23 protein-coding genes are annotated in these 22844 nt (G+C 73.0%); 6 read left to right on the forward strand and 17 right to left on the reverse strand.

Translation table 11 applies throughout. From position 1 onward, the window contains the following. The first annotated feature begins 89 nt into the window (after nucleotides 1-89). Nucleotides 90-1544 (forward strand): hypothetical protein, encoded by a 1455-nt coding sequence (locus B7C62_04565; GenBank protein ID ARF71607.1) that lies wholly within the window; start codon nucleotides 90-92, stop codon nucleotides 1542-1544. 81 nt (nucleotides 1545-1625) lie between these two features. Here the strand turns inward: B7C62_04565 and B7C62_04570 are convergent, their stop codons facing one another. After that, nucleotides 1626-2417, reverse strand: coding sequence for a LysR family transcriptional regulator (locus B7C62_04570; protein ID ARF71608.1), 792 nt, complete (start codon nucleotides 2415-2417; stop codon nucleotides 1626-1628). A 95-nt stretch (nucleotides 2418-2512) separates the two neighbouring features. On the opposite strand from B7C62_04570, the gene B7C62_04575 reads away from it, so the two are divergent. After that, entirely contained in the window at nucleotides 2513-2917 is a 405-nt protein-coding gene (locus B7C62_04575) for a hypothetical protein (GenBank protein ARF71609.1), read from the forward strand. A gap of 36 nt (nucleotides 2918-2953) precedes the next feature. Here the strand turns inward: B7C62_04575 and B7C62_04580 are convergent, their stop codons facing one another. The 4 genes from B7C62_04580 to B7C62_04595 form a co-directional block, all read right to left on the reverse strand. Further along, nucleotides 2954-3493 (reverse strand): hypothetical protein, encoded by a 540-nt coding sequence (locus B7C62_04580; protein ID ARF71610.1) that lies wholly within the window; start codon nucleotides 3491-3493, stop codon nucleotides 2954-2956. Nucleotides 3494-3655: 162 nt separating this feature from the next. Beyond that, nucleotides 3656-4153: a peptidylprolyl isomerase gene (locus tag B7C62_04585; protein ARF71611.1), complete on the reverse strand. Its 498-nt coding sequence runs from the start codon at nucleotides 4151-4153 to the stop codon at nucleotides 3656-3658. A 105-nt stretch (nucleotides 4154-4258) separates the two neighbouring features. Then, complete coding sequence (locus B7C62_04590; GenBank protein ARF71612.1) at nucleotides 4259-4834, reverse strand: histidine phosphatase family protein; 576 nt, start codon at nucleotides 4832-4834, stop codon at nucleotides 4259-4261. Nucleotides 4835-5007: 173 nt separating this feature from the next. Beyond that, nucleotides 5008-6468 carry a GntR family transcriptional regulator gene (locus B7C62_04595; GenBank protein ARF71613.1) on the reverse strand — a complete coding sequence of 487 codons (1461 nt, stop codon included), beginning with the start codon at nucleotides 6466-6468 and terminating at the stop codon, nucleotides 5008-5010. On the opposite strand from B7C62_04595, the gene B7C62_04600 reads away from it, so the two are divergent. Together B7C62_04600 and B7C62_04605 are read left to right on the forward strand one after the other, a co-directional pair. Then, entirely contained in the window at nucleotides 6467-7609 is a 1143-nt protein-coding gene (locus B7C62_04600; protein ARF71614.1) for an EamA family transporter, read from the forward strand. The two genes, B7C62_04595 and B7C62_04600, sit on opposite strands and share 2 nt — an antisense overlap. 74 nt (nucleotides 7610-7683) lie before the next feature. Then, nucleotides 7684-7893, forward strand: coding sequence for a hypothetical protein (locus B7C62_04605; protein ARF71615.1), 210 nt, complete (start codon nucleotides 7684-7686; stop codon nucleotides 7891-7893). 107 nt (nucleotides 7894-8000) lie between these two features. Here B7C62_04605 and B7C62_04610 read toward each other — a convergent pair whose 3' ends face one another. Then, nucleotides 8001-9239, reverse strand: a complete 1239-nt coding sequence (locus B7C62_04610; protein ARF76986.1) for a hypothetical protein — start codon at nucleotides 9237-9239, stop codon at nucleotides 8001-8003. Nucleotides 9240-9467: 228 nt separating this feature from the next. On the opposite strand from B7C62_04610, the gene B7C62_04615 reads away from it, so the two are divergent. Further along, a complete protein-coding gene (locus B7C62_04615; protein ARF71616.1) occupies nucleotides 9468-10328 on the forward strand; it encodes a 3-hydroxybutyryl-CoA dehydrogenase in 861 nt (286 codons plus the stop codon). A 112-nt stretch (nucleotides 10329-10440) separates the two neighbouring features. Here B7C62_04615 and B7C62_04620 read toward each other — a convergent pair whose 3' ends face one another. From B7C62_04620 to B7C62_04660, 9 genes are all read right to left on the reverse strand, one after another. Continuing rightward, nucleotides 10441-10968 carry an NUDIX hydrolase gene (locus tag B7C62_04620; GenBank protein ID ARF71617.1) on the reverse strand — a complete coding sequence of 176 codons (528 nt, stop codon included), beginning with the start codon at nucleotides 10966-10968 and terminating at the stop codon, nucleotides 10441-10443. 97 nt (nucleotides 10969-11065) lie between these two features. Continuing rightward, nucleotides 11066-12415: a transcriptional regulator gene (locus B7C62_04625; protein ARF71618.1), complete on the reverse strand. Its 1350-nt coding sequence runs from the start codon at nucleotides 12413-12415 to the stop codon at nucleotides 11066-11068. Nucleotides 12416-12828: 413 nt separating this feature from the next. After that, entirely contained in the window at nucleotides 12829-15342 is a 2514-nt protein-coding gene (locus B7C62_04630; GenBank protein ARF71619.1) for a phenylalanine--tRNA ligase subunit beta, read from the reverse strand. Then, nucleotides 15342-16481, reverse strand: a complete 1140-nt coding sequence (locus tag B7C62_04635) for a phenylalanine--tRNA ligase subunit alpha (protein ID ARF71620.1) — start codon at nucleotides 16479-16481, stop codon at nucleotides 15342-15344. Before B7C62_04635 ends, B7C62_04630 begins: the two co-directional genes overlap by 1 nt. 116 nt (nucleotides 16482-16597) lie before the next feature. Next, on the reverse strand, nucleotides 16598-17647 hold the full coding sequence (locus tag B7C62_04640; GenBank protein ARF76987.1) for a PAS domain-containing sensor histidine kinase: 1050 nt from the start codon (nucleotides 17645-17647) through the stop codon (nucleotides 16598-16600). 485 nt (nucleotides 17648-18132) lie between these two features. Continuing rightward, nucleotides 18133-18978, reverse strand: a complete 846-nt coding sequence (locus tag B7C62_04645; GenBank protein ARF71621.1) for an RNA methyltransferase — start codon at nucleotides 18976-18978, stop codon at nucleotides 18133-18135. Nucleotides 18979-19094: 116 nt separating this feature from the next. Next, complete coding sequence (locus tag B7C62_04650) at nucleotides 19095-19478, reverse strand: 50S ribosomal protein L20 (GenBank protein ARF71622.1); 384 nt, start codon at nucleotides 19476-19478, stop codon at nucleotides 19095-19097. Between the two features lie 108 nt (nucleotides 19479-19586). Then, nucleotides 19587-19781 (reverse strand): 50S ribosomal protein L35, encoded by a 195-nt coding sequence (locus tag B7C62_04655; protein ARF71623.1) that lies wholly within the window; start codon nucleotides 19779-19781, stop codon nucleotides 19587-19589. Nucleotides 19782-19902: 121 nt separating this feature from the next. After that, complete coding sequence (locus B7C62_04660) at nucleotides 19903-20562, reverse strand: translation initiation factor IF-3 (GenBank protein ID ARF76988.1); 660 nt, start codon at nucleotides 20560-20562, stop codon at nucleotides 19903-19905. A gap of 392 nt (nucleotides 20563-20954) precedes the next feature. Between B7C62_04660 and B7C62_04665 the strand changes: the two genes are divergently transcribed. After that, a complete protein-coding gene (locus tag B7C62_04665) occupies nucleotides 20955-21317 on the forward strand; it encodes a DUF1844 domain-containing protein (protein ID ARF71624.1) in 363 nt (120 codons plus the stop codon). A gap of 87 nt (nucleotides 21318-21404) precedes the next feature. On the opposite strand, the gene B7C62_04670 is transcribed toward B7C62_04665, so the two are convergent. After that, the gene (locus B7C62_04670; protein ARF71625.1) at nucleotides 21405-22133 is read right to left on the reverse strand and encodes a hypothetical protein; all 729 of its coding nucleotides are present in this window, start codon (nucleotides 22131-22133) and stop codon (nucleotides 21405-21407) included. A 49-nt stretch (nucleotides 22134-22182) separates the two neighbouring features. Next, nucleotides 22183-22800, reverse strand: coding sequence for a TetR family transcriptional regulator (locus tag B7C62_04675; protein ID ARF71626.1), 618 nt, complete (start codon nucleotides 22798-22800; stop codon nucleotides 22183-22185). Between the last annotated feature and the right edge of the window lie 44 nt (nucleotides 22801-22844).

Below are 22844 nucleotides of genomic sequence, written 5' to 3' on the forward strand. Positions count from 1 at the left end.
CGGTGACCGTTCCGGAACCCTCCCCCGCCTGTCCACCGGCCGCGCGTCGCGGTCGTCGCACCGCTATCCCGAGGGTCGGAACAACGTTCATGGCATCTCCCCCGGCCGCCCTTCGCCGTCGTGTTCCCGTCTGGCTGATCCCGGTGCTGTGGACGGTGGCCCTCGGTCTGTGGGGGCTCTCCCGGCAGAACAGCCTGTGGCGGGACGAGGCCGCGACCTGGCAGGTGGCCCAGCGCTCCACCGCCGAGACGGTGCACCTGCTGGGGAACGTCGATGTCGTCCACGGGTGCTACTACCTGCTGATGCACGGGCTGTTCGAGTGCTTCGGCCCCGGTACCACCACCCTGCGGCTGCCGTCCGTGCTGGCCACGGCGGTGGCGGCGGCCTGTGTCGCGGTCATCGGCGAGCGCTTGGCCGGGAAGCAGGCGGGTCTGGCGGGCGGGCTGGTCCTCGGGCTGCTCCCGGCGGTGCAGTTCTACCTCCAGGAGGGGCGGCCGTACGCGCTGGTCGCGGCCGGGGCCGGAATCTCCACCCTGCTGCTCGTGACCGCGCTCCAGGGGCGGGCGCGGACCGCGCACTGGATCGCGTACGGCTCCGCCGTCCTGGCGTGCGCGCTGCTGAACTGGCTCTCGCTGATGATCCTGCCCGCGCATCTGGTGACCCTGCTGTGGACGCGGGCCGGACGCGAGGTGTGGTCCCGGTGGGCCGTGGCCTCCGCCACCGCCACGGCGGGTGCGCTGCCGTTGGTCCTCTTCAGCCGCGGCCAGTCCGGGCAGGTGTCGTGGATACCGCCCCTGACCTGGCACATGCTGATCGGCCCGGCGGTCCTGCTGGCGATCGGCGGCCTCGGCGCACTGCTGGACCGCCCCCGGACGGGACAGCTGTCGGTGGCGGCGGTCGGGCTGCCGCTGCTGGCGGTGCCCCAGCTCGGCCTCCTCGGCCTGTCCCTGGTCCAGCCGCTCTTCCTGGACCGGTACGTCCTCTTCAGCCTGCTGGGCCTCGCCCTGCTGATCGGTACCACCGTCGGCCGGGCCGTGCGGGCGGCCGGAACCCGGTTCCCCCGGGCGTCGGTCTGGGTCCTCCCCGCGGTGGTCGCCGTGGCGGCGGTGGGGCTGCTGCCGCAGTCGCTGGCCAAGCGGTCCCCGGAGAGCCGGGTCGACGACGTACTGGCCATAGCGTCGGACGTACGGAGGATGAAGGCGCCCGGCAGCGCGGTGCTGTTCCTGCCCGCGGCCCGCCGGGACACCGCGTCCGTCTCCCCCGACGCGTTCTCCGGCCTGCGGGACATCGCCCTGGAGCAGAGCCCGAAGGACTCCGGAACGCTGAAGGGCGTGGAGGCCGACGCCGACCGCATACGCACCGCGATGCTGGCCCAGCGGCGGATACTGCTGGTGACCGACGCACCCCGGGTGGCACGGCCGGTGCGGGGCGCCCGGGACCGGACGAAGGCCGCCGTGCTGGAGAAGTACTTCGCGGTGGTGGGTGACCAGCAGGTACGCGGCCGGAGGGTGACGGTGTACGAGCGGCGGGCACCGGCCGGATGACGGGCGGAGCCCCGGGCCGGGACGGCGTACTACGGATACGGGCCGGGGAACTCCGCCGCGCTACCGCCCGCTACCCGCCCCCTACCGCCCGCGCGGCTTTCCGCGCTTGCCGCCACCGGCCTTGGGGGCGCCCGCGCGTCGGCCGCCGCCGCTCTGCTTACCGCCGGGTGCGGGCTTGCGCCCGGAGCCGCCCGCCGTACCGGCCCGCTTGGCCTTCGCCTTCGCCTTCTCCTTGGCCGTCGGCTGCGGAGGGGTGGCCGCGCGGCCCCGGGTGCTGTTGACCGTGCGCCCCCGGACGATGCCGATGAACTCCTCCACCAGGTCGGGGGTGGGCTCCGCCTGCGGCCACGACAGGGCGACGCGGGACTCGGGGGCTTCCAGGACCGGCCGGTAGGTGAGGTCCTTGCGGTGGTGCAGACGGGCCAGGGACTGCGGGACGAGGAGCACGCCCACACCCGCCGCCACCAGCTCGATCGCGTCCGCCGTGGTGGCCGGGCGCTCGATCGCGGGGCGGCCGGGGAGGGCCTCCCAGTCCAGGACGTCGTCGAGCGGGTGCAGGACGGTCTCGTCGGCCAGATCGGGGAGCGTGACCTCCTCCGCGGCCGTGGCGGCGTGGTCCTTGGGGATCACGACGACGGTCGTCTCGGTGTAGAGGGGGATCGCGCTGAGGACGTCCCGGTCGACCGGGAGCCGTACGAGCCCGGCCTCCGCACCGCCGTCCGCCAGCAGCGGGCCGGCCTCGGCTGCGGGGACCTGGACGAGCTCCAGGGGGGTGCCGGGCAGCCGCTCGTGCCAGACCCTCACCCACTTGGTGGGCGTCACGCCGGGGACGTACGCGAGCCTGAAGGATGAGGGGATGTCCGAGCCTGTCACGGCTCCAGGCTACCGCCAGGCGGTCGGCCGCCCCGCCGCTGGCCGGCCGCGGGTGCGTGGTCGGAGGTATGTCCTGTGGTCGATACCCTGGACCCATGACGTCGCACAAGACCACCCAGACCATGAAGCCCGCCACCGCGGCGAAGAAGCTGGGTGTGTACCTCCAGGCCACCCCCGCCGAGTTCCAGGAGGGTGCCGTCTCGCGCACCGAGCTCAACGCCCTCCAGACCGACCCGCCCGCATGGCTGGTCGAGCTGCGCCGCACCGGACCGCACCCCCGTCCGGTGGTCGCGGCGAAGCTCGGCGTCTCCATCGCGGGGCTCGCCCGGGGCGGGGTCACCGAGGCCCTCACCACCGAGCAGATCGACGCCCTCAAGGACGAGATGCCCGAATGGCTCCAGAAGGAGCGGGCCACCCAGGCGGAGGTCCGCAAGGAGGCCGCCCGGATCAAGGAGCGCAACGCGGAGCGGGCCGCACAGTCCGACGCAGAGCGCGCCTGAGTCCCGTAAGCAACGGATACCGGGCCGCCCCGTCCGTCAGGGGCGGCGGCCCCGGCCCCGGGGGAACTGGCCCAGGCCGACCGCGCGGTGGATCGTCCCGGCCAGTTCCCGCGCGTCCTCGGTGAACGTGTCCACCCGGATCTTCCGCGCGTTCCGGAGTTCGATGGTGAAGCCGAAGCCCACCCCCCGGGCCTCGGCCAGCAGGCTGCCGTCGTCGGCCGGGGCGGCGTCGATGCCCGCGATGTCCGTCCAGGGGATCAGGGTCGCGGTGCCCGCGACCCGGTGGGTCAGCCCCCGCTCATGGACGTCGAAGCACTGTTGCCTCGTACGTAACGCCTGCTTGAGCCGCCACCCTCCGAGACTCAGCCCGACCAGCCCCACCCCCAGCAGCAGGCCCGCCAGTTGGGGCGCGCCGTCGGTGGCGCCGAAGGAGGCGATGGTCACGGGTACGCCGAAGGCGAGGCCGACACCGCCGATGGCCAGCAGGATGCCGGCCAGCCGCAGGCGTCTGGCGCCGTCGGTGCGATGCTCCCGGACGAATCCCCCGAGCTCCCGCGCGGCCTCGGTGCGTCGCATCGGCTCCCCCGCAGTCGTGGACACCTCAAATTTTACGAGCGGCGGGAGCGTGTGTCAGCGAAACGGCCGGGCACATGCGGACGGGCCCGCGGCCGGTCCGCCGACGCGCAGGTCGGGGAACGGCGTGCGACGGGCCCGTCGGATGTGCCGGATGCGGTTCGGTCAGAGAACGCCGGACTCGGCGATGGTGACCTTGGCGCTGGTACGGCCGCTGGAGGAGCCGAGGGCCTCGATCTTGCGGACCAGGGCCATGCTGTCGTCGTCGGCGACCTCGCCGAAGACGACGTGCTTGCCGTCGAGCCACGGGGTGAGCACCGTGGTGATGAAGAACTGCGAACCGTTGGTGTTCGGTCCGGCGTTGGCCATCGAGAGCAGGCCCACGCGGTCGTGCTTGAGCTTGAAGTTCTCGTCGGCGAACTTCTCGCCGTAGATGCTCTTGCCGCCGGTGCCGTCACCGCGGGTGAAGTCGCCGCCCTGGAGCATGAAGTCGGTGATGACGCGGTGGAAGGACGAACCGGCGTAGCCGAAACCCTTCTCGCCGGTGGCGAGCGCGCGGAAGTTCTCCGTCGTCTTGGGGACGACGTCGTCGAACAGGTTGAACGTGATCCGCCCTGCGGGCGCGTCGTCGATGGTGATGTCGAAGTAGACCTTGGTTGTCATGGTGACATCCTCACATTCCTGGCAACCGCAGGGGAAACCCGGGTTGGGTCGACACTGCGGAATGCTCTGTTCCGACCACCTCCGGAGCACCGGAGTCAACCGGAGTCAGCGGATGCCGGACTCCAGGCTCAGGCTCCAGCGGCCGGGCGAGCCCGCGAGCGTGATGGTGGAGAGCGGGCGGACGTCGATGTTCCAGTACGCCGTCGGCGGCACGTTCAGCGCGTAGACGAGGGCGGCGCGGATCACGGCGGGTTCGGCGACCGCGACGATGAGGCCGTCGCAGGCCGGGCGGGTGTCCAGCCAGCCCCCGATCCGCCCGATGAAGCCGAGGAGGGGCTCCCCGCCGTGCGGGGCGCTGCCCGGGTCGGCGAACCAGGCGTCGACGGCGGCCGGTTCACGGGCGGCCACCTCGGCCAGGGTCATCCCGCGCCAACGCCCCATGTCGCAGTCGCGCAGGGCGGGCTGGGCCATCGGGGCGTAGCCGAGCGCGTCGCCGGTGGCACGGCTGCGCGGGGTGGGCGAGCAGTAGCGCAGTTCGGCCGCCCCGAGCGGAACCAGCGTGTGAGCGACGAGCTGCACCTCGTGCCAGCCCGCGTGATCGAGCGGCCGGTCGTCGTCGAAGCGCTCGGCCAGACGGGGCGAGGTACGCGCCGCCGCGACCAGGGTGACCCGATGCGTCATGGCCGGATGGTGGTGCCGAACGCGTGTCCGGTCAAGAGGGCGCCGGTGGGCGGGGCCGGGGAAAGCGCCCGATCGGCGCCGGGTGCACGGCCCGTACGCGGGCTCCGCTCGGCCCAGGCACACCCCGCTCCCCCGGGCCCGCAGCCCGAACGCGCCCCGCCCGGCCCGCCCCGTCAGCTCCCGGGCGTCCCCAGCCCGTCGTACGCCGTACGGAGCCGGCGCACGCCCTCCGCGATCTCGGCCGCTCCGGAGACCGCCGCGAAGCTCAGCCGTACGTGCCCGGCCGGGGGTTCGGCGCAGAAGTACGCGCTGCCCGGGGCGATGGCGACCGAGGCCCGCAGGGCGGCGGAGGTGAGGGCGGACTCGTCGGGGCCGGTTCCCGCGCCGGTCGCGGGGATGCGGAGCCAGAGGCTGCCGCCGCCCGCCGGGACGTGGGGCAGCGCGAGGGCGGGCAGGGCGGAGCGGAGGGCGGCGGCCATCACCGTACGGCGGTTCCGCAGCTCCGCCGCCACCGCCGACAGGTGGCGGCCCCAGGACGGGGAGCCGACGAGTTCGAGCGCGGCCTCCTGGAGCGGCCTCGGTACGAAGAAGCTGTCGACGACCTGGATGGCGCGGAGGCGTTCGAGGACCGGGCCCCGGGCGGCCAGGGCGCCGACCCGGAGGCTGGGCGAGGTGACCTTGGTGAGGGAGCAGACGTGGACGACCACCCCGTCCGGGTCCTCGGCGGCCAGCGGCGGCGGGAGCGGTCCGGCGTCCTCGTGGACGAGCCGCCGGGCGAAGTCGTCCTCGATGACGAACGCCCCGGCCGCCCGTGCGATCGCCAGCACCTCGGGTCTGCGGGCGGGGGCGAGGGTGGCCCCGGTGGGGTTCTGGAAGAGCGGCTGGGTGACGAGGACCCGGGCTCCGGTGGCGCGGAACGCGTCGGCGAGCAGCTCGGGGCGGACCCCGTCCGCGTCCATGGGGACCGGGATGGGCCGCAGCCCCGTGGCGCGGGCGACCGCGAGCATCCCGGGGTAGGTGGGCGACTCGACGAGGACCGGGGCGCCGGGCGGGGCGAGGGCGCGCAGGGCGGTGGCCAGCGCGCTCTGGCCGCCCGCGGTGATGAGGACGTCGGCGCCGGAGACGGCGGGGCCGATCTCGCGGGCGAACCAGGAGCGCAGTTCGGGCAGCCCGTCCGTGGGCGGGCGGCCCCAGGCGCCGGGGCGGCGGCCGGCCCTCGCCAGCGCGGCGGAGAGGGCCCGCTCGGGCTGGAGGTCGGCGTGGAGATAGCCGCCGTTGAACTCGATGGTGCCGGGCGGTGGCGCGGCGAGGGTGGCCAGGACTCCGGAGGCGTCGACCGTACGGGGCACGACCTCGGGTCCGCCGTCGCCGCTGAGGGACACCTCCTGCCAGGACGTGTCACCGGGTGCGGGCACCTCGGCACGCGGTTCGGCCCGGAAGGCGCCGGAGCCGGGCCGGGTGGTGACGAGCCCCTCGGCCGCGAGCTGGGCGATGGCACGGGAGACGGTGACCGGGCTGACCCGGAACCGCTCGACGAGCGCACGACTGGACGGCAGCTTTCCACCAGGTGAGTAGCGGTTGAGCTCGGCCCGCAGGGAGGCGGCCAGTTCGGCGACGCTGCTACGCTCTTGCATGAGAGCACAGGATAGCGCTACCGGTTCCGGAACGATAGCGGTCGACGGTGGTACGGAGACCGCCCCGGCCTCGGCCACAGCCCCGGCGCCGACCGCGGGCACCGCCCCGGCTCCGGGCACGACCCCACCCCCGTACGCGCCGCCTCACACCGCCGAGGCACCCGCCCTCCCCGGTACGGAGACCTCACCGACGCCCGGCACGGACACACCGGCACCCACCGCCAAGGACCCCGCCCGCCGCCAGGGCACGCTCCTCGCCGCACTCGGGGTCGTGGCGTTCTCGCTGACCTTCCCCTCCACCGCCTGGGGCCTGGAGAGCTTCGGCCCCTGGTCCCTCGTCGCCCTGCGCTCCACGCTCGCCGCCCTGATCGCGGGCGGCTTTCTGCTGGCCGTCCGGGCCCCGGTGCCCGAGCGCCGCCACTGGGGCGGGCTCGCGGTGGTGGCGGGCGGGGTGGTGGTGGGGTTCCCGCTGCTGACGACACTGGCCCTCCAGACCTCCACCACCTCGCACGCGGCCGTGGTCGTGGGGCTGCTGCCGCTGACCACGGCGGTGCTGGGGTCCCTGCGTACCGGGGAGCGCCCCTCCCGTACGTTCTGGGTCGCGGCCCTCGCCGGTGCGGCCGTCGTCATCGGCTTCACCGTGCAGCAGAGCGGCGGGGCCCTGGCCCCGGGCGATCTGTATCTCTTCGGCGCGCTGCTGGTCTGCGCGGCCGGGTACACCGAGGGCGGCCGGCTGGCGCGGGTGATGCCGGGGTGGCAGGTGATCGGCTGGGCGCTGATGCTGTGCCTGCCGTTCGCGGTGGCGGGCAGCGCGGTGGCCCTGCCGCTGGAGCCGGTCCACCTCACCGCCCACGGCGTCCTGGGCCTGGTCTGGGTGGCCGCCGGATCGACCTTCTTCGGGCTGTACGTCTGGTACAAGGGCATGGCCCGGATCGGTGTCCCCCGGGCCAGCCAACTCCAGCTCGCCCAGCCGCTGCTGACGCTCGCGTGGTCCGTCCTGCTGCTCGGCGAGGAGGTGTCGGCGGCGGCTCCCCTCGCGGCGGTCGCGGTGCTGGTGTGCATCGCCGCCACCCAGCGGACGGGCCGGAGCAGGGCGGCCCGGGCCCGGCGGGCAGGGGAAAGCGGGCCCGTACGGTCATAGACTTGGCCGTACGGACACGCGGACACGCGGGACATGCGGATACGCAGACCGCCACCCCGTGAGGAGGTCACCCCATGGAGGCACACGCGGGCGACCGGCTGCTGATGCACGGCAGGACCGTGGGACAGCACGACCGGGTCGCCGAGATCATCGAGGTACTCGGGGACGGGGGCGCTCCTCCGTACCGGCTCCGCTTCCCCGACGGCCATGAACACCTGATGTCCCCCGGACCCGACAGCGTCGTCCAGCACATCGAGGCGCTCAGGGACCGGCCGCAGCAGTAGCGAGGCAGCGGGGACAGGGACCGGGGTCCGAGCGGCCCCGGCCCCTCTCCTGCCGACTCAGTCCCGGCCCCTCCCCGGTCAGCGCGGCCCGGCCCCCGCCCCACGGATCAGCGCGGCGCGCGCACCCGGTCCTGGTAGTGGTCGGCGACCACCCGGGCCAGCGCGCCGATCCGGTCCGTCGCCGCGTGTTTGGCGGAGAAGAAGATGTGCCCGCCCGCCTCCTCGTGGTCCCGGGCGAGGGTGAGGTGGCGGGAGAGCTCCGCCGGGTCCTGCCAGGCGGCGGCCTGGGCCGGGTCGCCCGCCTTGTACAGCGCCTCCCCCACGTACAGCCCCACGCCCGTGCCCCGCACGGTCCGGCTCCACCAGGCGAGGACCTTGGCGTAGTCGGCGGCGGACTGGCCGATGTGCCAGTAGATCTGCGGGCAGATGTAGTCGAGCCACCCCTCCCGGACCCACTTGCGGGTGTCGGCGTACAGGTCGTCGTAGGTCTCCACGCCCGCCCGGGTGTCGGAGCCCAGCGGGTCGGTGGCCTTGTTGCGCCAGACGGCGAAGGGGCTGATCCCGAAGCGGACGCCCTGCCGGGTCGCCCGGATGCGTTCGCCCATCTCGCGCACCAGCCGGTCCACGTTGTCGCGGCGCCAGGCGGCCCGGTCCGGGAAGCCGGAGCCGTACCGCTCATAGGCGTCACCGTCCTCGAACTCCTGGCCCGCCACCGGGTACGGGTAGAAGTAGTCGTCCCAGTGCACCGCGTCGATCTCGTAGCGGCGCACGGCGTCCAGCATCGCGTCCTGGACGAAGCGGCGGACCTCCGGCAGCCCGGGGTTGTAGTAGAGCTTCCCGCCGTACGGCAGGACCCACTCCGGATGGAGCCGGGCCGGATGGGAGGCGGCGAGGCGGGCGGGGTCCGTGTGGTTCGCCACCCGGTACGGGTTGAACCAGGCGTGCAGTTCGAGCCCCCGGTCGTGCGCCTCGCGGACGGCGGTGGCGAGCGGGTCCCAGCCCGGGTCCTTGCCCTGGACCCCGGTGAGGCAGTCGGCCCACGGCTCGTACGGGGAGGGCCACAGGGCGTCCGCCGTCGGCCGGACCTGGAGCACCACCGCGTTGAGCCGGTGCTCGACGGCCCGGTCCAGATGGGCGACGAGCTCGGCCCGCTGGGCCGCCGCCGTCAGGCCGGGCCTGGAGGGCCAGTCCAGGTTGGCGACCGTGGCGATCCACACACCGCGCATCTCGCCCCGCGCGAAGGCGTCCTCGCCGCCGCCCCCGCCCCGTTCGGAACGGGCCCGCCGCGAGGCCGCCGCGTCACCGCCCGTCGCCATCGCCGCCACCAGCCCTGCCGCGCTCGCCACCAGCGCTCTGCGGGTCATCCCTCTACGTCCCATGCGCCACACTCGTCCCTTCACGTCGACCACGACCCCCATCGCTTTACGTAACAGGATCATGCCCGTCCGTAGCCGGATGACCCGCAGGTCACCGAGGCGGGCTCGCGGAGTAACGTCGTGGGGTCGAGGCGGGCACCGGAATCAGACGGACCCTGCACTGCGGAGAACAGCGAAAGGCACGAGGTGACGGACTCTATGGCCGACATTGCACGCGTCGGGGTGGTGGGCTGTGGCCAGATGGGCGCAGGTATCGCGGAGGTGTGCGCCCGCAGCGGCCTCGAGGTGAAGGTCGCCGAGACCACCGGCGAGGCGCTGGAGATCGGCCGCACCCGGCTGCACAACTCCCTCTCCAAGGCCGCCGAGCGCGGCAAGATCACCGAGCAGGAGCGGGACGAGACCCTCGGCCGCCTCAGCTTCACCACCGACCTCGGGGAGTTCGCCGACCGCGACCTCGTCATCGAGGCCGTCGTGGAGAACGAGCAGGTCAAGACGGAGATTTTCCAGGTTCTGGACCAGGTGGTGGTCCGGCAGGACGCGATCCTGGCCTCCAACACCTCCTCCATCCCGCTGGTGAAGCTGGCCGTCGCGACCTCGCGCCCGGACCGGGTCATCGGCATCCACTTCTTCAACCCGGCGCCCGTCCAGAAGCTGGTGGAGCTGATCCCGGCGCTGACCACGTCGGACGAGACGATCAAGCGCGCCGAGGCCGTGGTCCATGACGTGCTGGGCAAGCACGCGATCCGCGCCCAGGACCGGTCCGGCTTCGTCGTCAACGCGCTGCTGATCCCGTATCTGCTCTCCGCGATCCGGATGTTCGAGTCGGGCATCGCGAGCCGTGAGGACATCGACAACGGCATGGAGATGGGCTGTGCCCACCCGATGGGCCCGCTGAAGCTCGCGGACCTGATCGGCCTGGACACCGTGGCCTCGGTCGCGGACTCGATGTACGCGGAGTACAAGGAGCCGCTGTACGCCGCTCCCCCGCTGCTCCAGCGCATGGTCGACGCGGGCCGCCTCGGCCGCAAGACGGGCTCGGGCTTCTACCCGTACGACTGAGCCCGCCCCGGTGCTTCGAGGAGCCGGTCCCGGACGGTCCCGGGGCCGGCTCCTCGTGCGTACGGGAGCGGGCCGGTGCCCTCCTCGCGTACGGGAGGGAGGCACGGGCCCCTCAGCCCAGCCGCAGGTGGTGCAGCATCAGCAGCCCGGCCGCCATGTTCGCTGCGGGCACCTCGCCCCGGGCGATCATGTCCGGGATCAGCTTCAGCGGTATCCACTCACGGCGCGAGGACTCGAAGGCGTCCTGCGGCGGGCCCGTGTACTGCCCCTCCTCCGCCCAGTAGAGGTGGTGGCGGGCGTCGGTGAGGCCGTTGGCGGGCTCCACGGTGAGCAGCGGGCGCAGTTCGCCGGGGCGCCAGCCGGTCTCCTCCTCCATCTCCCGGGCCGCCGCCGTGATGTCCTCGCCGTCGTCCACGACCCCGGCGGCCAGCTCCCATCCCCAGCTGTCGGTGATGAAGCGGTGGCGCCAGAGCAGCAGCACCTCGTCCGCCGCGTTGACGACGGTGGCCGCCGCGACCGGCCGCAGCCGGATGACGTAGTGGTCGAGGTGGCTGCCGTCGGGCAGCTCCACATCCGCCAGGTTCACCCGGAACCAACGGTTCTGATACACATTCTGTTCGCTTAAGTTCGTCCACTGCACGGTTCTGCCGCCTTTCGACATGTTGAGGGCAACATGCCAGCAGGGTCGGCCATGCAGGGGAACGAACGGCGCGTGCGTGGCGGGTGCGCCGCGGAGCTCACAGAGGCACGCGGAGCGCCCCGCCGATGAGATCGGCCGTCTGTACGGCGTCGGCGCAGCCGCTCTCCGCCAGCTCCCGCCGCACCTGACGCAGCCGGTCGCGCAGCCGCTGGGACTCCATGCCCCGGGCCCGCTCGGCCATTTCGGCCGCCGTACCTGCGGCCCGGTCCGGCTCGCCCTGGAGCAGCTCGATATGGCTGAGCATCGCGAGCCGGTGCACGCGCCCCCGGTCGTGCGCCGGGGCGCGCACGGCGGAGGCCGCGTGCTCCCGTGCCGCGTCCAGATCCCCGAGGCTGAGCAGCGCCTCCGCCACCTGGACGTCGACCAGGCCCGGCTGGACGTACCCGGTCTCGTCCGGTTCCCGCCCGGTGTGGATGCGGCCCGCCTGCGCCTCGGCCCGCGCGATGCGGGCGCGGGCGCCCGCCGCGTCACCGAGCTGCGCGTACGCCTTGGCCTGCATGGCGTGGAGGTCGGCGGCGAGCGCCGGGGTGATGTGGTCCCCGGCGGCCCGCAGCGCGGCCTCGGCGAAGGCGATGGAGCGGCGGTGCTCCCCGAGGAAGAGGGACTGGGTGGTCAGCAGGGCGATCACATAGCCGCCGAGCGCCCGGTCACCGCTGGACTTGGCGAGCCGCAGCGCCTGGTGGAAGTAGCGCTGGGCGAGGCCGTGGGCGTCGGAGTCGTACGCGCAGATGCCCGCCACCGCCACCAGCGCCGCCGTCGCCCGGTGGAGCCGTCGGCCGAGCGCGTCGCTGTGGCCGCCGCGCAGCAGGGGCGCGGCCTCGGCGTTGAGGAAGCGGACGATCCGGGGTCTGGTCGCGATGCCGCCCGCCTTGCGGTACATCTGCTCGTAGTGGTCGCGCGCGGCCCGGAGCGTCTCTATGTCGGCCATGCTGACCCGGCCGGGACCGGGGCGGGAGACATCGGTGTCCTCGGGCGGGTTCTCCCACTCCCAGACCGGCATCACCGCCGTCGTCCCGGTGACGGCGGGCACGGTGGCCAGGTCGGGGCGCTGCTGTTCGTCCGAGCGCCACAGGGCGGTGGCCCGGTCCACGAAGCCGGAGAGGGAGGCGGGGTGGGCGGCCGTCTCCGTGCCGCAGCCGCCGGAGGTCCCCATGCCGATGTCGTCGAGCGTGACCGGGCGGGCCAGCCGGGCGCCCAGCACCTCGCAGATCAGGTCGGGCACCTGGCCGCGCGGGCGCTGGCCCTTGAGCCAGCGGGAGACCGCCGTATGTTCGTACCGCAGGCTCAGGCCCCTGGCCCTCCCCGCCCGGTTGACATGACCGGCGAGCCCCGCCCGGGACATCCCGGCCTCGTCGATCAGGGATTCGAGCAGGACATTCGGCTCCATGGACCCCCCAGGTGCGTGTCGCAATGAGCCTAGTGGAGCACGATTCACACGGGGTGTGAACGGAATGCCCGAACCCTCCTGCTGTGCACTCTGCCGCGCCGGGCCGGGGCTCGGTTGAATGAGCTCCTCGCAAGAGGCGGCCGGGTCGTCGGCTCCCCCTCGTAACGGTTGACGACCCGCACCGCACCGTCCGCACCGCCGGCCTGCCCGACACTCCGTGGCCGTGCGGACGACGCCGGATCGCACGACCCACTGCCCAACGACGAAGGAGGGTGGCTGCGGGCCGGGGCCGGAACCGCGCTTCCTCCCGGTTCCGTATCCGGTCCGCGCGCGATCCCCCGCCGCCCGCGAGAGAAGAGAGAAGGGGCGTATCCGGTGGCCGGATACGCCCCTTCTCGACGCCTTCGCGGGTACTACGCCCCGCGCAGCACCGCGCCCGTGCGCTCGGCGGCCAGGGCCACCGCGCTGTCGCGGGCGGCCGACGCCTCGTCCACGGTCAGCGTGCGGTCGGCGGCGCGGAAGCGGAGCGCGTACGCCAGGGACTTGTTGCCCCCGCCGATCTGCTCACCGGTGAAGACGTCGAACAGCCGCAGCGATTCGAGGAGTTCACCCGCGCCCTCGCGGAGCGCCCGCTCCACGTCGGCGGCCGGGACGTCCCCGGCGACGACGAGCGCCACGTCCTGGGTCGCCACCGGGAAGGTGGAGATCCGGGGTGCCTGGAGCGCTCCGTCGACGGCCTGCTCCAGGACGTCGAGCTCGACCTCGGCGGCGCAGGTCCGCTCGGGCAGGTGGAGTGCCTTGATGACGCGCGGGTGGAGTTCGCCCGCGTGTCCGAAGAGGGTCTCCTCGCCGTTCACGGTGACGTACAGCGCGGCGCAGCGGCCCGGGTGCCACGGGGCGTGCTGGTCGGCGCGGACGGTGACCTCCACACCGGCCTCGGCGGCGATGGAGCGGGCCGCCTCGATGGCGTCCGCCCAGGTGGCCGGGGTGCCCTTGCCCCACCAGCCGGCCTGCTCGCGGGCGCCCGCGAGGACGACGGCGGCGCGGCGCGGCTGACGCGGCAGGGCCGCGTCGAGTGCGGCGATCTCCTCGTCGGTGGGACGGCGGTCGACGGGCAGCCGGACGGCGGGCGTCTCCTCGCCGGTGGGCCGGAAGACCAGCCCGGTCTCGAAGAGCGCCAGGTCGTGGCTGCCGCGCCCGTCGTTGCGCCGCAGTGCGCCGAGGAGGCCCGGCAGCAGCGTGGTGCGGAGCGCGGGCTCCTCGTCGGAGAGCGGGTTGACGAGCTTGACCGTACGGCGGCGGGCGTCGTCCGCCTCCAGGCCGAGCTGGTCCAGGGCGGCGTCCCCGATGAACGGGTAGCTGAGCGCCTCGACGTAACCGGCTCCGGCCAGCACCCGGCCGATGCGGCGGTGCAGCCGCTGGCGGTCGGTGAGGCCCCGGCCGGAGGGGGGTGTCGGCAGGGTGGAGGGCAGGTTCTCGTAGCCCTCCAGCCGGATGACCTCTTCGGCCAGGTCGTTCGGCTCGTTGAGGTCCGGCCGCCAGGACGGGACGGTGACGATCAGCTCGTCCTGCCCGTAGACGTCGCAGCCGACCTCCTGGAGGCGGCGGACGACGGTCTCGCGCCCGTACTCCACACCGGCCACCTTGTCGGGGTGGTTCGCAGGCATGGCGATGGTGCGCGGCGCGTGCGGCGCGGTGATCTCGGTGACCCCGGCCTCGGCGGTGCCGCCCGCGAGGAGGACCAGCAGGTCGACCGTGCGCTGCGCGGCAGCGGCGGCGGCCTGCGGGTCGACGCCGCGCTCGAAGCGCTTGGACGCCTCGGAGGACAGCTTGTGGCGGCGCGCGGTGCGGGCGATGGAGATCGCGTCGAAGTGCGCGGCCTCGATGACGACCTCGGTGGTGAGGGCGGACTCGCCCTCCGCGTCGGCGATCTCGGTGTTGGCGCCGCCCATGACGCCCGCGAGGCCGATCGGCCCCCGGTCGTCGGTGATGACCAGGTCCTCGGCGTCCAGCACCCGGACGGTGCCGTCCAGCGTGGTGAGCTTCTCGCCCTGGGTGGCGCGGCGCACGCCGATGGGGCCCTCGACCCGGGTGCGGTCGTAGGCGTGCAGCGGCTGGCCCAGCTCCAGCATCACGTAGTTGGTGATGTCGACGGCGAGCGAGATCGGGCGCATCCCGGCCTTCTGCAGGCGGCGCTGCATCCAGATCGGGGAGCGGGCCTCGGGCTGGAGTCCGGTGACGGTGCGGGCGGTGAAGCGGTCGCAGCCGATCGGGTCGCTGATCTGGACCGGGTAGCCGTACGCGTTGGGCGCGGGCACGTCCAGGAGCGCCGGGTCGCGCAGCGGCAGCCCGTACGCGATGGCGGTCTCGCGGGCGACCCCGCGCATCGACAGGCAGTAGCCCCGGTCGGGGGTGACGGCGATGTCGAGGACCTCGTCGACGAGCTGGAGCAGCTCGATGGCGTCGGTGCCGACCTCGTGCTCCGGCGGCAGCACGATGATGCCGTGCGTGCCGTCGTCGCCCATGCCCAGCTCGTCGGTGGAGCAGATCATGCCGTGCGAGGTCTTGCCGTACGTCTTGCGCGCGGCGATCGCGAAGTCGCCGGGCAGGACCGCGCCCGGGAGGACCACGACGACCTTGTCGCCGACCGAGAAGTTACGGGCGCCGCAGACGATCTCCTGCGGCTCGCCGGTGCCGTTGGCGGTGCCGACGTCGACGGTGCAGAAGCGGATGGGCTTCTTGAACCCCTCCAGCTCCTCGATGGTCAGGACCTGTCCGACGACCAGGGGGCCCTTGAGGCCCGCGCCGATCTGCTCGACGGTCTCGACCTCGAGCCCGACGGAGACGAGCTTGGCCTGTACGTCACGGCCGGTCTCCGTCTCCGGCAGGTCGACGTACTCCCGCAGCCAGGAAAGCGGGACGCGCATCAGATCTCCATCCCGAACGGCCGGGTGAACCGGACGTCACCCTCGACCATGTCTCGCATGTCTTCGACGTTGTGGCGGAACATCAGCATCCGTTCGATGCCGAACCCGAAGGCGAATCCGCTGTACTTCTTGGGGTCCACACCGCAGGCGGTGAGCACCTTGGGGTTGACCATGCCGCAGCCGCCGAGCTCGATCCAGCCCTCGCTGCCGCAGGTGCGGCAGGGGCGGTCGGGGTTGCCGACGGACTCGCCGCGGCAGACGTAGCAGACCATGTCCATCTCGGCGGACGGCTCGGTGAACGGGAAGAAGTTCGGCCGCAGGCGGGTCTTCATGTCCGGCCCGAAGAGCGCCTGGACCATGTGGTCCAGGGTGCCCTTGAGGTCGGCCATGGTGAGGCCCTCGTCGACGGCGAGCAGCTCGATCTGGTGGAAGACCGGGGTGTGCGTGGCGTCCAGCTCGTCGGTGCGGTAGACCCGGCCGGGGCAGACCACGTAGACGGGGGGCTTGCGCTCCAGGAGCGAGCGGGCCTGGACGGGCGAGGTGTGCGTACGGAGTACGACACCGGACTCGTCGCCCTCGGTCGCCCTGCCGTCGGCCGTGGTGCCCTGGACGAAGAAGGTGTCCTGCATCTGGCGGGCCGGGTGGTCGGGCACGAAGTTCAGGGCGTCGAAGTTGAACCACTCCGCCTCGACCTCGGGGCCCTCGGCGATCTCGTAGCCCATGGCCACGAAGACGTCCGCGACGCGCTCCATGATGGTCGTCAGCGGGTGGCGGGCGCCGGCCGGGGTGCGGTCGTAGGGCAGTGTGACGTCCACGGCCTCCTCGACGAGCACCCGGGCGTCGCGCTCGGCCTCCAGCTCGGCCTGGCGGGCGGCCAGCGCCTTGGAGACGGCGCCGCGGGCCTGGCCCACGCGCTTGCCCGCCTCGGCCTTGGCCTGCGGGGGCAGGGCGCCGATCTCGCGGTTGGCGAGCGACAGGGGCGAGGTACCTCCGGTGTGCGCGGTCTTCGCCTGGGCGAGCGCGTCGAGGTCGCCGGCGGCGGCGAAGGCGGCGAACGCCTCGTCCCGCATGCGCTCGATCTCTTCCGGTTTCAGTGCCTCGACCTCGACTGGGTCGTACGACTTGTTCGGTGCCGACATCTCTTCCCGTGCTTCCGATTGGCTGGTGGCGCGACCCCGCTCGACGACCGGAGGACGCAAAGGTGCCAAAGGTCGAGTCTAAAGGCCGCAGGACGGTCGGGGCGCCCGTGGGCCGCTCACGCCAGGTAGGCGGGCGTGCTCACGGGCAGGATAAATCGGAACTCGGCCCCGCCTCCGGGCCCCCGGTCGACGGTGATGGTGCCGCCGTGCGCCTCGACGATGCCCTTGACGATGTAGAGGCCGAGGCCGGTGCCACCGCGCTTGCTCCCCCGCCAGAAGCGGGTGAAGACACGGCCCATCGACTCCTCGGGGATGCCGGGGCCCTCGTCGCTCACCGTGACCGCCGTTCCCGTCTCGTCGCAGGTGCCCGGCGCGGGTGCGGGGGCGATATCGATGGTGACGGTTCCCTCGCCGTGGCGCACCGCGTTTTCCAGGAGGTTCCCGAGGACCTGGTCGACCTTGTCGGGGTCGGCCCACAGATCGGGCAGCGGTCCCCGGGCGCGGACCCGGAAGCGTTCGGGGGCCTGGCCGCCCGCGATGAGGGCCTGGATGTGGCGGGCGACGGCGGCGGAGATGTCGACGGGCTGGCGGCGCAGCTCCAGACGGCCGGAGTCGATCCGGGAGATGTCGAGCAGCTCGGCGATGAGCCGGGTGACCCGGCCCGCGTCCGCGTCGACGGTCTCCAGCATCAGCCGCTTCTGGTCGTCGGTGAAGCGCTCCCATTTGGCGAGCAGGGTGGCGGTGAACCCTTTCACCGAGGTGAGCGGGGAGCGCAGCTCGTGGGCGACGGTGGCGATGAGCTCGGCGTGGCTGCGTTCGGTACGCCGACGGGCCTCGGTGCCGCGCAGCGAGACCACGACCCGGCGTACGGGGCCGGTGGGGTGCTCGCGTACGTAACGGGCGGAGACCAGCACCTCACGGCCGCCGGGCAGCAGCAGGTTCCGCTCGGGCTGGCCGCCCCGGGTGGCGAGCCCGCCGTACGGATCGGTCAGCGCCCACCAGCGCTTGCCCTTGAGGTCCTCCAGCGGGAGGGCCGCCGCCAGGGGGCGGCCGATCGCCTCGGCGCGGGGGGTGGCGGTGATCCGGACGGCGGCGGCGTTGAAGCAGATGACACGGCCGCTCTCGTCGGCGACGACGAGCCCGTCGGGAAGGTCGTCGGGGTCGATGCCGACGGAGGGGGCACCGACGTGTGCGGTGCCGGTGGTGTCCGGGGTGCCGTGGGCGGTTTCGGGACCGGCGGTGTCCGGGGTGGTCGCGGTGCCGGTGGGAGCCGGAACGGGTTCGGCGCCGGTGGTGTCGGTGATGCCGTGGGCGGCTTCGGGACCGGTGGAATGCGGATGGGCCTCGCCGTCGGCGGTGTCCGGGACGGCTTCGGGGCCGGTGGTGTCCCGGGCGGCCGAAATCCCGCCCTGGTCCCCGCCCCCGTCGCGCGCGGCGGCGGTGTGCGCCGGTCGCGGCGAGCTCATGCCGACAGCCATTATCCCGTAACCCCACCTCTCGAACCGGTGCAGTGGGCCCCCGAGTTCGTCACCCTACTAGTCGGTGGTGAACCGGCGACACCCTGCGGGGGCGCGCGGAGGGAGTGCGCCGGTGGGCGCGGAAGCGGAATGGCCGGGACCGATCGGTGACGGGCCGTCGGACGGGCGTTCCGCTACGCGTCGGGGGCGCGGCGCGGGCGTTGTGCGCGGGCGGACGCGTAGAGGCAGACGGCGGCGGCGGTGGCGAGGTTGAGGCTCTCCGCCTTGCCGTGGATCGGGACGCGGACGACGGCGTCGGCGAGCGCGCGGGTCTCCTCGGGGAGCCCCCACGCCTCGTTGCCGAAGACCCAGGCGGTGGGCCCCCCCATGGTGCCCGCGTCCAGCTCGTCGTCCAGGTCGTCGGCACCGGCCCCGTCGGCGGCGAGGATGCGCACCCCGGCGTCCCGGAGCCCCTGCACGGCCTGCTCGACGGGGACGCCGACGGCGACGGGCAGGTGGAAGATCGAACCGACCGACGCCCGTACGGACTTGGGGTTGTAGAGGTCCACCGAGGCATCGGTCAGCACCACGGCGTCGGCACCGGCCGCGTCCGCGCAGCGCAGTACCGTACCGGCGTTCCCGGGGTCGCGGACGTTGGCCAGAACCGCCACCAGGGTCGGCTTCGCGGCCAGGATCTCCGGGAAGGGGGAGTCCAGGAAGCGGCAGACGCCGATCAGGCCCTGCGGGGTGACGGTCTGCGAGACGTCGGCGAGGACGTCGGCACCGGCCAGGTGGACCCGGGCGCCCGCCGTGTGGGCGGCGCCGATGATGTCGGCGTACCGCTCGGCGGCCTCGGGGGTGGCGAACAGCTCGATGAGGGTGGGCTCGCCGTCACCGCCCCGGTGGGCGGCGGCCTCGCGCACGGCCTGGGGCCCCTCGGCGATGAACCTGCGCTCCTTGCCGCGGAAGTTGCGGCGGGCCAGCCGACGGGCGGCGGCGACGCGCGGGGAGCGCGGGGAGATCAGTTCGGGGGTGCCCATGGTCGGCGGCGAGCCTCTCTGCGTACGGGATGGGGGTCAGGGGGGTCAACGCACCGGACCCGCAGACGGCGTGCGCCTGCGGGTCCGGTTCACATACCTGGAAGGTGGGGCCTGGATCAGGCGGCCTTCGGGGCGTTGACGTCGCTCGGGAGGGCCTTCTGAGCGACCTCGACGAGAGCGGCGAACGCGTTGGCGTCGTTGACCGCGAGCTCGGCCAGGATCTTGCGGTCCACCTCGATGTTGGCGGCCTTCAGACCCTGGATGAGGCGGTTGTACGTCATGCCGTTCTGGCGGGCAGCGGCGTTGATGCGCTGGATCCACAGCTGACGGAAGTCGCCCTTGCGCTTCTTGCGGTCGTTGTAGTTGTAGACCAGGGAGTGGGTGACCTGCTCCTTGGCCTTGCGGTACAGGCGCGAGCGCTGCCCGCGGTAGCCCTTGGCCGCCTCGAGGATTGCCCGGCGCTTCTTGTGGGCGTTGACTGCCCGCTTGACGCGTGCCACTTGTTAACTCCTTGTAGCGGGGCCGTGGGTGTCTTCACACGGCCCGGAAACGAATTGGTCCCGGTGTGATCGAGGTCGTGCCCCCGGAGAAGGTCCGGGGGCCGAGCCTCACTTGCCGAGAAGCTTCTTGATCTTCTTGGCGTCGGCCGGAGCCACGACGACCGTGCCGGTCAGCGAGCGGGTCTTCTTGGACGACTTGTGCTCGAGCAGGTGGCGCTTGCCGGCCCTCTCGCGGAGCACCTTGCCGGAGCCGGTGATCTTGAAGCGCTTGCTGGCACCGCTGTGCGTCTTGTTCTTCGGCATCGCGCCGTTCTCTCCTCGTCAGTGGCGCCCCTCGCGGTGCGGGGCACCGGACTGCAGGGGCGTCAGATCTCTATGGGGTTCCGGGGGGACCCGGGGGCGCCTGGATGGCGGCCCCCGAAGGTCACGCCTCGGAAGGTGTGTCGGCCGGAGCCTCGGCCGCCGCTGCCGGGGCATCGGCGGAGTCACCCTGGGACGCGGCGTCGGTCGAGCCCTGACGCCCCGCCTTGCGGGCGGCCTGGGCCTCGCGGGCCTCGGCCATGGCTTCGGTCTTCTTCTTGTGCGGGCCCAGAACCATGATCATGTTCCGGCCGTCCTGCTTCGGGTTGGACTCGATGAAGCCCAGGTCCTCCACGTCCGAAGCGAGACGCTGGAGCAGTCGGAAGCCCAGCTCGGGGCGGGACTGCTCACGACCACGGAACATGATCGTGATCTTGACCTTGTCGCCCTGCTTGAGGAACCGGACGACGTGACCCTTCTTGGTGTCATAGTCGTGCGGGTCGATCTTCGGCCGGAGCTTCATCTCCTTGATGACCGTGTGCGCCTGGTTCTTGCGCGCCTCACGGGCCTTCATGGCCGACTCGTACTTGAACTTCCCGTAGTCCATGAGCTTGCACACGGGCGGACGGGCTGTCGCCGCCACCTCGACCAGGTCGAGGTCGTACTCCTGTGCGAGTTCCAGGGCCTTGGCAAGCGGAACAATCCCGACCTGCTCGCCGCTGGGACCGACAAGTCGGACCTCGGGAACGCGAATCCGGTCGTTGATGCGGGGCTCGGCGCTGATGGATCCTCCTCGGTAGCACCACGCGACCGCCTGGCGGACAGCCGCGTTACGTGGATAACGTCGACCACCGCACCGGAACGGCAAAAAGCCCCGGACGGGACACAGGCGGGGCTCCATGAACTACCGGAACACCGCCACGGTCAACCGCGGGGCGCATCGAACGGCTCCATCGTCCGTACGGAACGATGGGGACCGTCTGACCGGTGACCCGCCGTCCGCGAGGACGGTCAGGTGGGAGATCGGAGCCTCCACTTGTGGGCCGAGCACATAGGTGTCCGGCCGGTCGTTACACAAGGTTAGCATCCCGCTCGCCGGTGCACCAATCCTCCGTCACCCGCCCCCTACGGGCTCCCGGCGACGGGGCGGCCCGGGCCTGGCCTTATCGTGTGGGCATGAGCGACGCGACCCCCAGCAGTGAGAACCCCGGCTTCGACGACATGGCCCGCGACATCGCGGAGGTCCCCGCCGTCGAGGTCATCGTGACGGTCGCCGTCAACCTGATGAGCGCCGCCGCGGTGAAGCTCGGCCTGACCGAGGAGGGCGAGGCCCACAAGGACCTCGACGAGGCCCGCAAGCTGGTCCACGCCCTGGCCGGACTGCTGGACGCGAGCACCACGGAGATCAGCACCTTCCACGCCTCCCCGCTGCGCGACGGCCTGAAGTCCCTCCAGCTCGCCTTCCGCGAGGCGTCGCTGGTACCGGACGAGCCCGGCCAGGGCCCCGGCGAGAAGTACACGGGTCCGGTCTACGGCTAGGTCTCCGACCGTACGTACATGGCATGAGCCCGCCGCCCCTGCGTCTGCCGGGGCGGCGGGCTCACACGTGTACCTGCACCCGCGGCCTCAGCGGCTGAACAGCGGCTCCCCCGGCGCACCGGCTCCGGCCGGCAGCAGGGCCAGGTCCAGTCCGCCGACGAGCCGGGCCCGGAGCGCCTCGCTGCCGGAGAGCGCCTCGGCGACCCGGCGGGCCGCCTCGGCGGGAACAGCGTCCGGGGCGAGCACGAGGGCGAGGGTGCCGTCCGCGCGGCCCGGGCCGAGGTGGGCGCGGAGCACGGCGGGCTCGGCGGCGACGACCTCCCGTACGGCATCGAGCACCACCGGGTCCTGGAGCGGGTCGGTGCTGGTGCGGTTCTCGGCGAGGGCCAGCAGCGCCTGACCGCTCAGCTCGAAGGCGACGGGCCCGGCGAGGTCCAGCACCACGGTGTCGGCCTTCTCGTGCGCGGCGGCCTGGAGGGCCTGGTGCAGCGGTACGGCGACGGGGCGGGCCTCGGGGTCCCAGCGGGCCAGCGAGTCGGTCGAGGTGAAGGCGGGCAGCGCGCGCCGGTCGCCCGCCTGAAGGGTGGGGACGGCCATGTCGCTGGTCTTCTCGCGCCGCAGCCCCTTCTCGTCCTCCTCCACCTCACCGAGGACGGCGACGACAGGGACCAGGAGCCGGGCGTCGCGGAGCGCCGCGAGGACCGGGCCGACGGCGCTCCGGTCCCGCGACCAGGCGTCGAGCGCGCTGGTCAGGGCGGGGGAGGCCGAGCCGTCGTCGTCGGAGAAACCGGAGTCCGGGATGTTCTTGAGGGCCACGGGACGAGCGTAGTGCCTGGGGGCCGGTGCCCCGGCCGCAGGGCGGGGCTCAGGCGCGACGCCCCGGCGCGGCCCCTCGCCCGGCCGCGGCGAGAAGGGCGCGCGCCTCTTCGCGGGCGCGTGCGAAGGGATCGGGGAAGACGTTCAGACCGTGGGCGACCAGCGCGCCCTCGTGGAGCAGCATGAGCGTCCGGGCCAGGCGGTCGGCGCCGTCGGGCGCGGCCTCCTCGGCGAGCCGGGTGAACAGGGCCAGCATCCACTGCTTCTGTCCGGTGATGATCGCGTGGGCCGGGTGGGCCGGGTCGCTGATCTCGGCGTGGGCGTTGACCATGCTGCACCCCTTGGGGCCGTTCTCCGACGACCACGCCCGCGAGGCGTCGAAGACGGCCAGGACGCGCTCCGCCGGACCCGGCCCGGCGGCGTCGAGGCGCTCGGCGAGAAAGGCCCGCCAGCGCTCGTCGCGGTGGGCGAGGTACTCCACGACGATCTGCTCCTTGGAGCCGAACCGGTCGTAGAGGGTCTTCTTGGTGACCCCGGCCTCGGCGGCGATCAGATCCACCCCGACCGCGTGGATGCCGCGCTCGTAGAACAGCCTCTCGGCCGCCGCCAGAGCGCGTCGCGCGGCAGGCGTCATCGTGATCCGTCGCGTCTTCTCCGTACTGCCCATGAAGGCGAGTATACCGATCTGTATAGTCGAGAGCGGGTATACCG

The organism is Kitasatospora albolonga, assembly GCA_002082585.1.
GTDB classification, from domain to species: Bacteria; Actinomycetota; Actinomycetes; order Streptomycetales; family Streptomycetaceae; genus Streptomyces; species Streptomyces stephensoniae.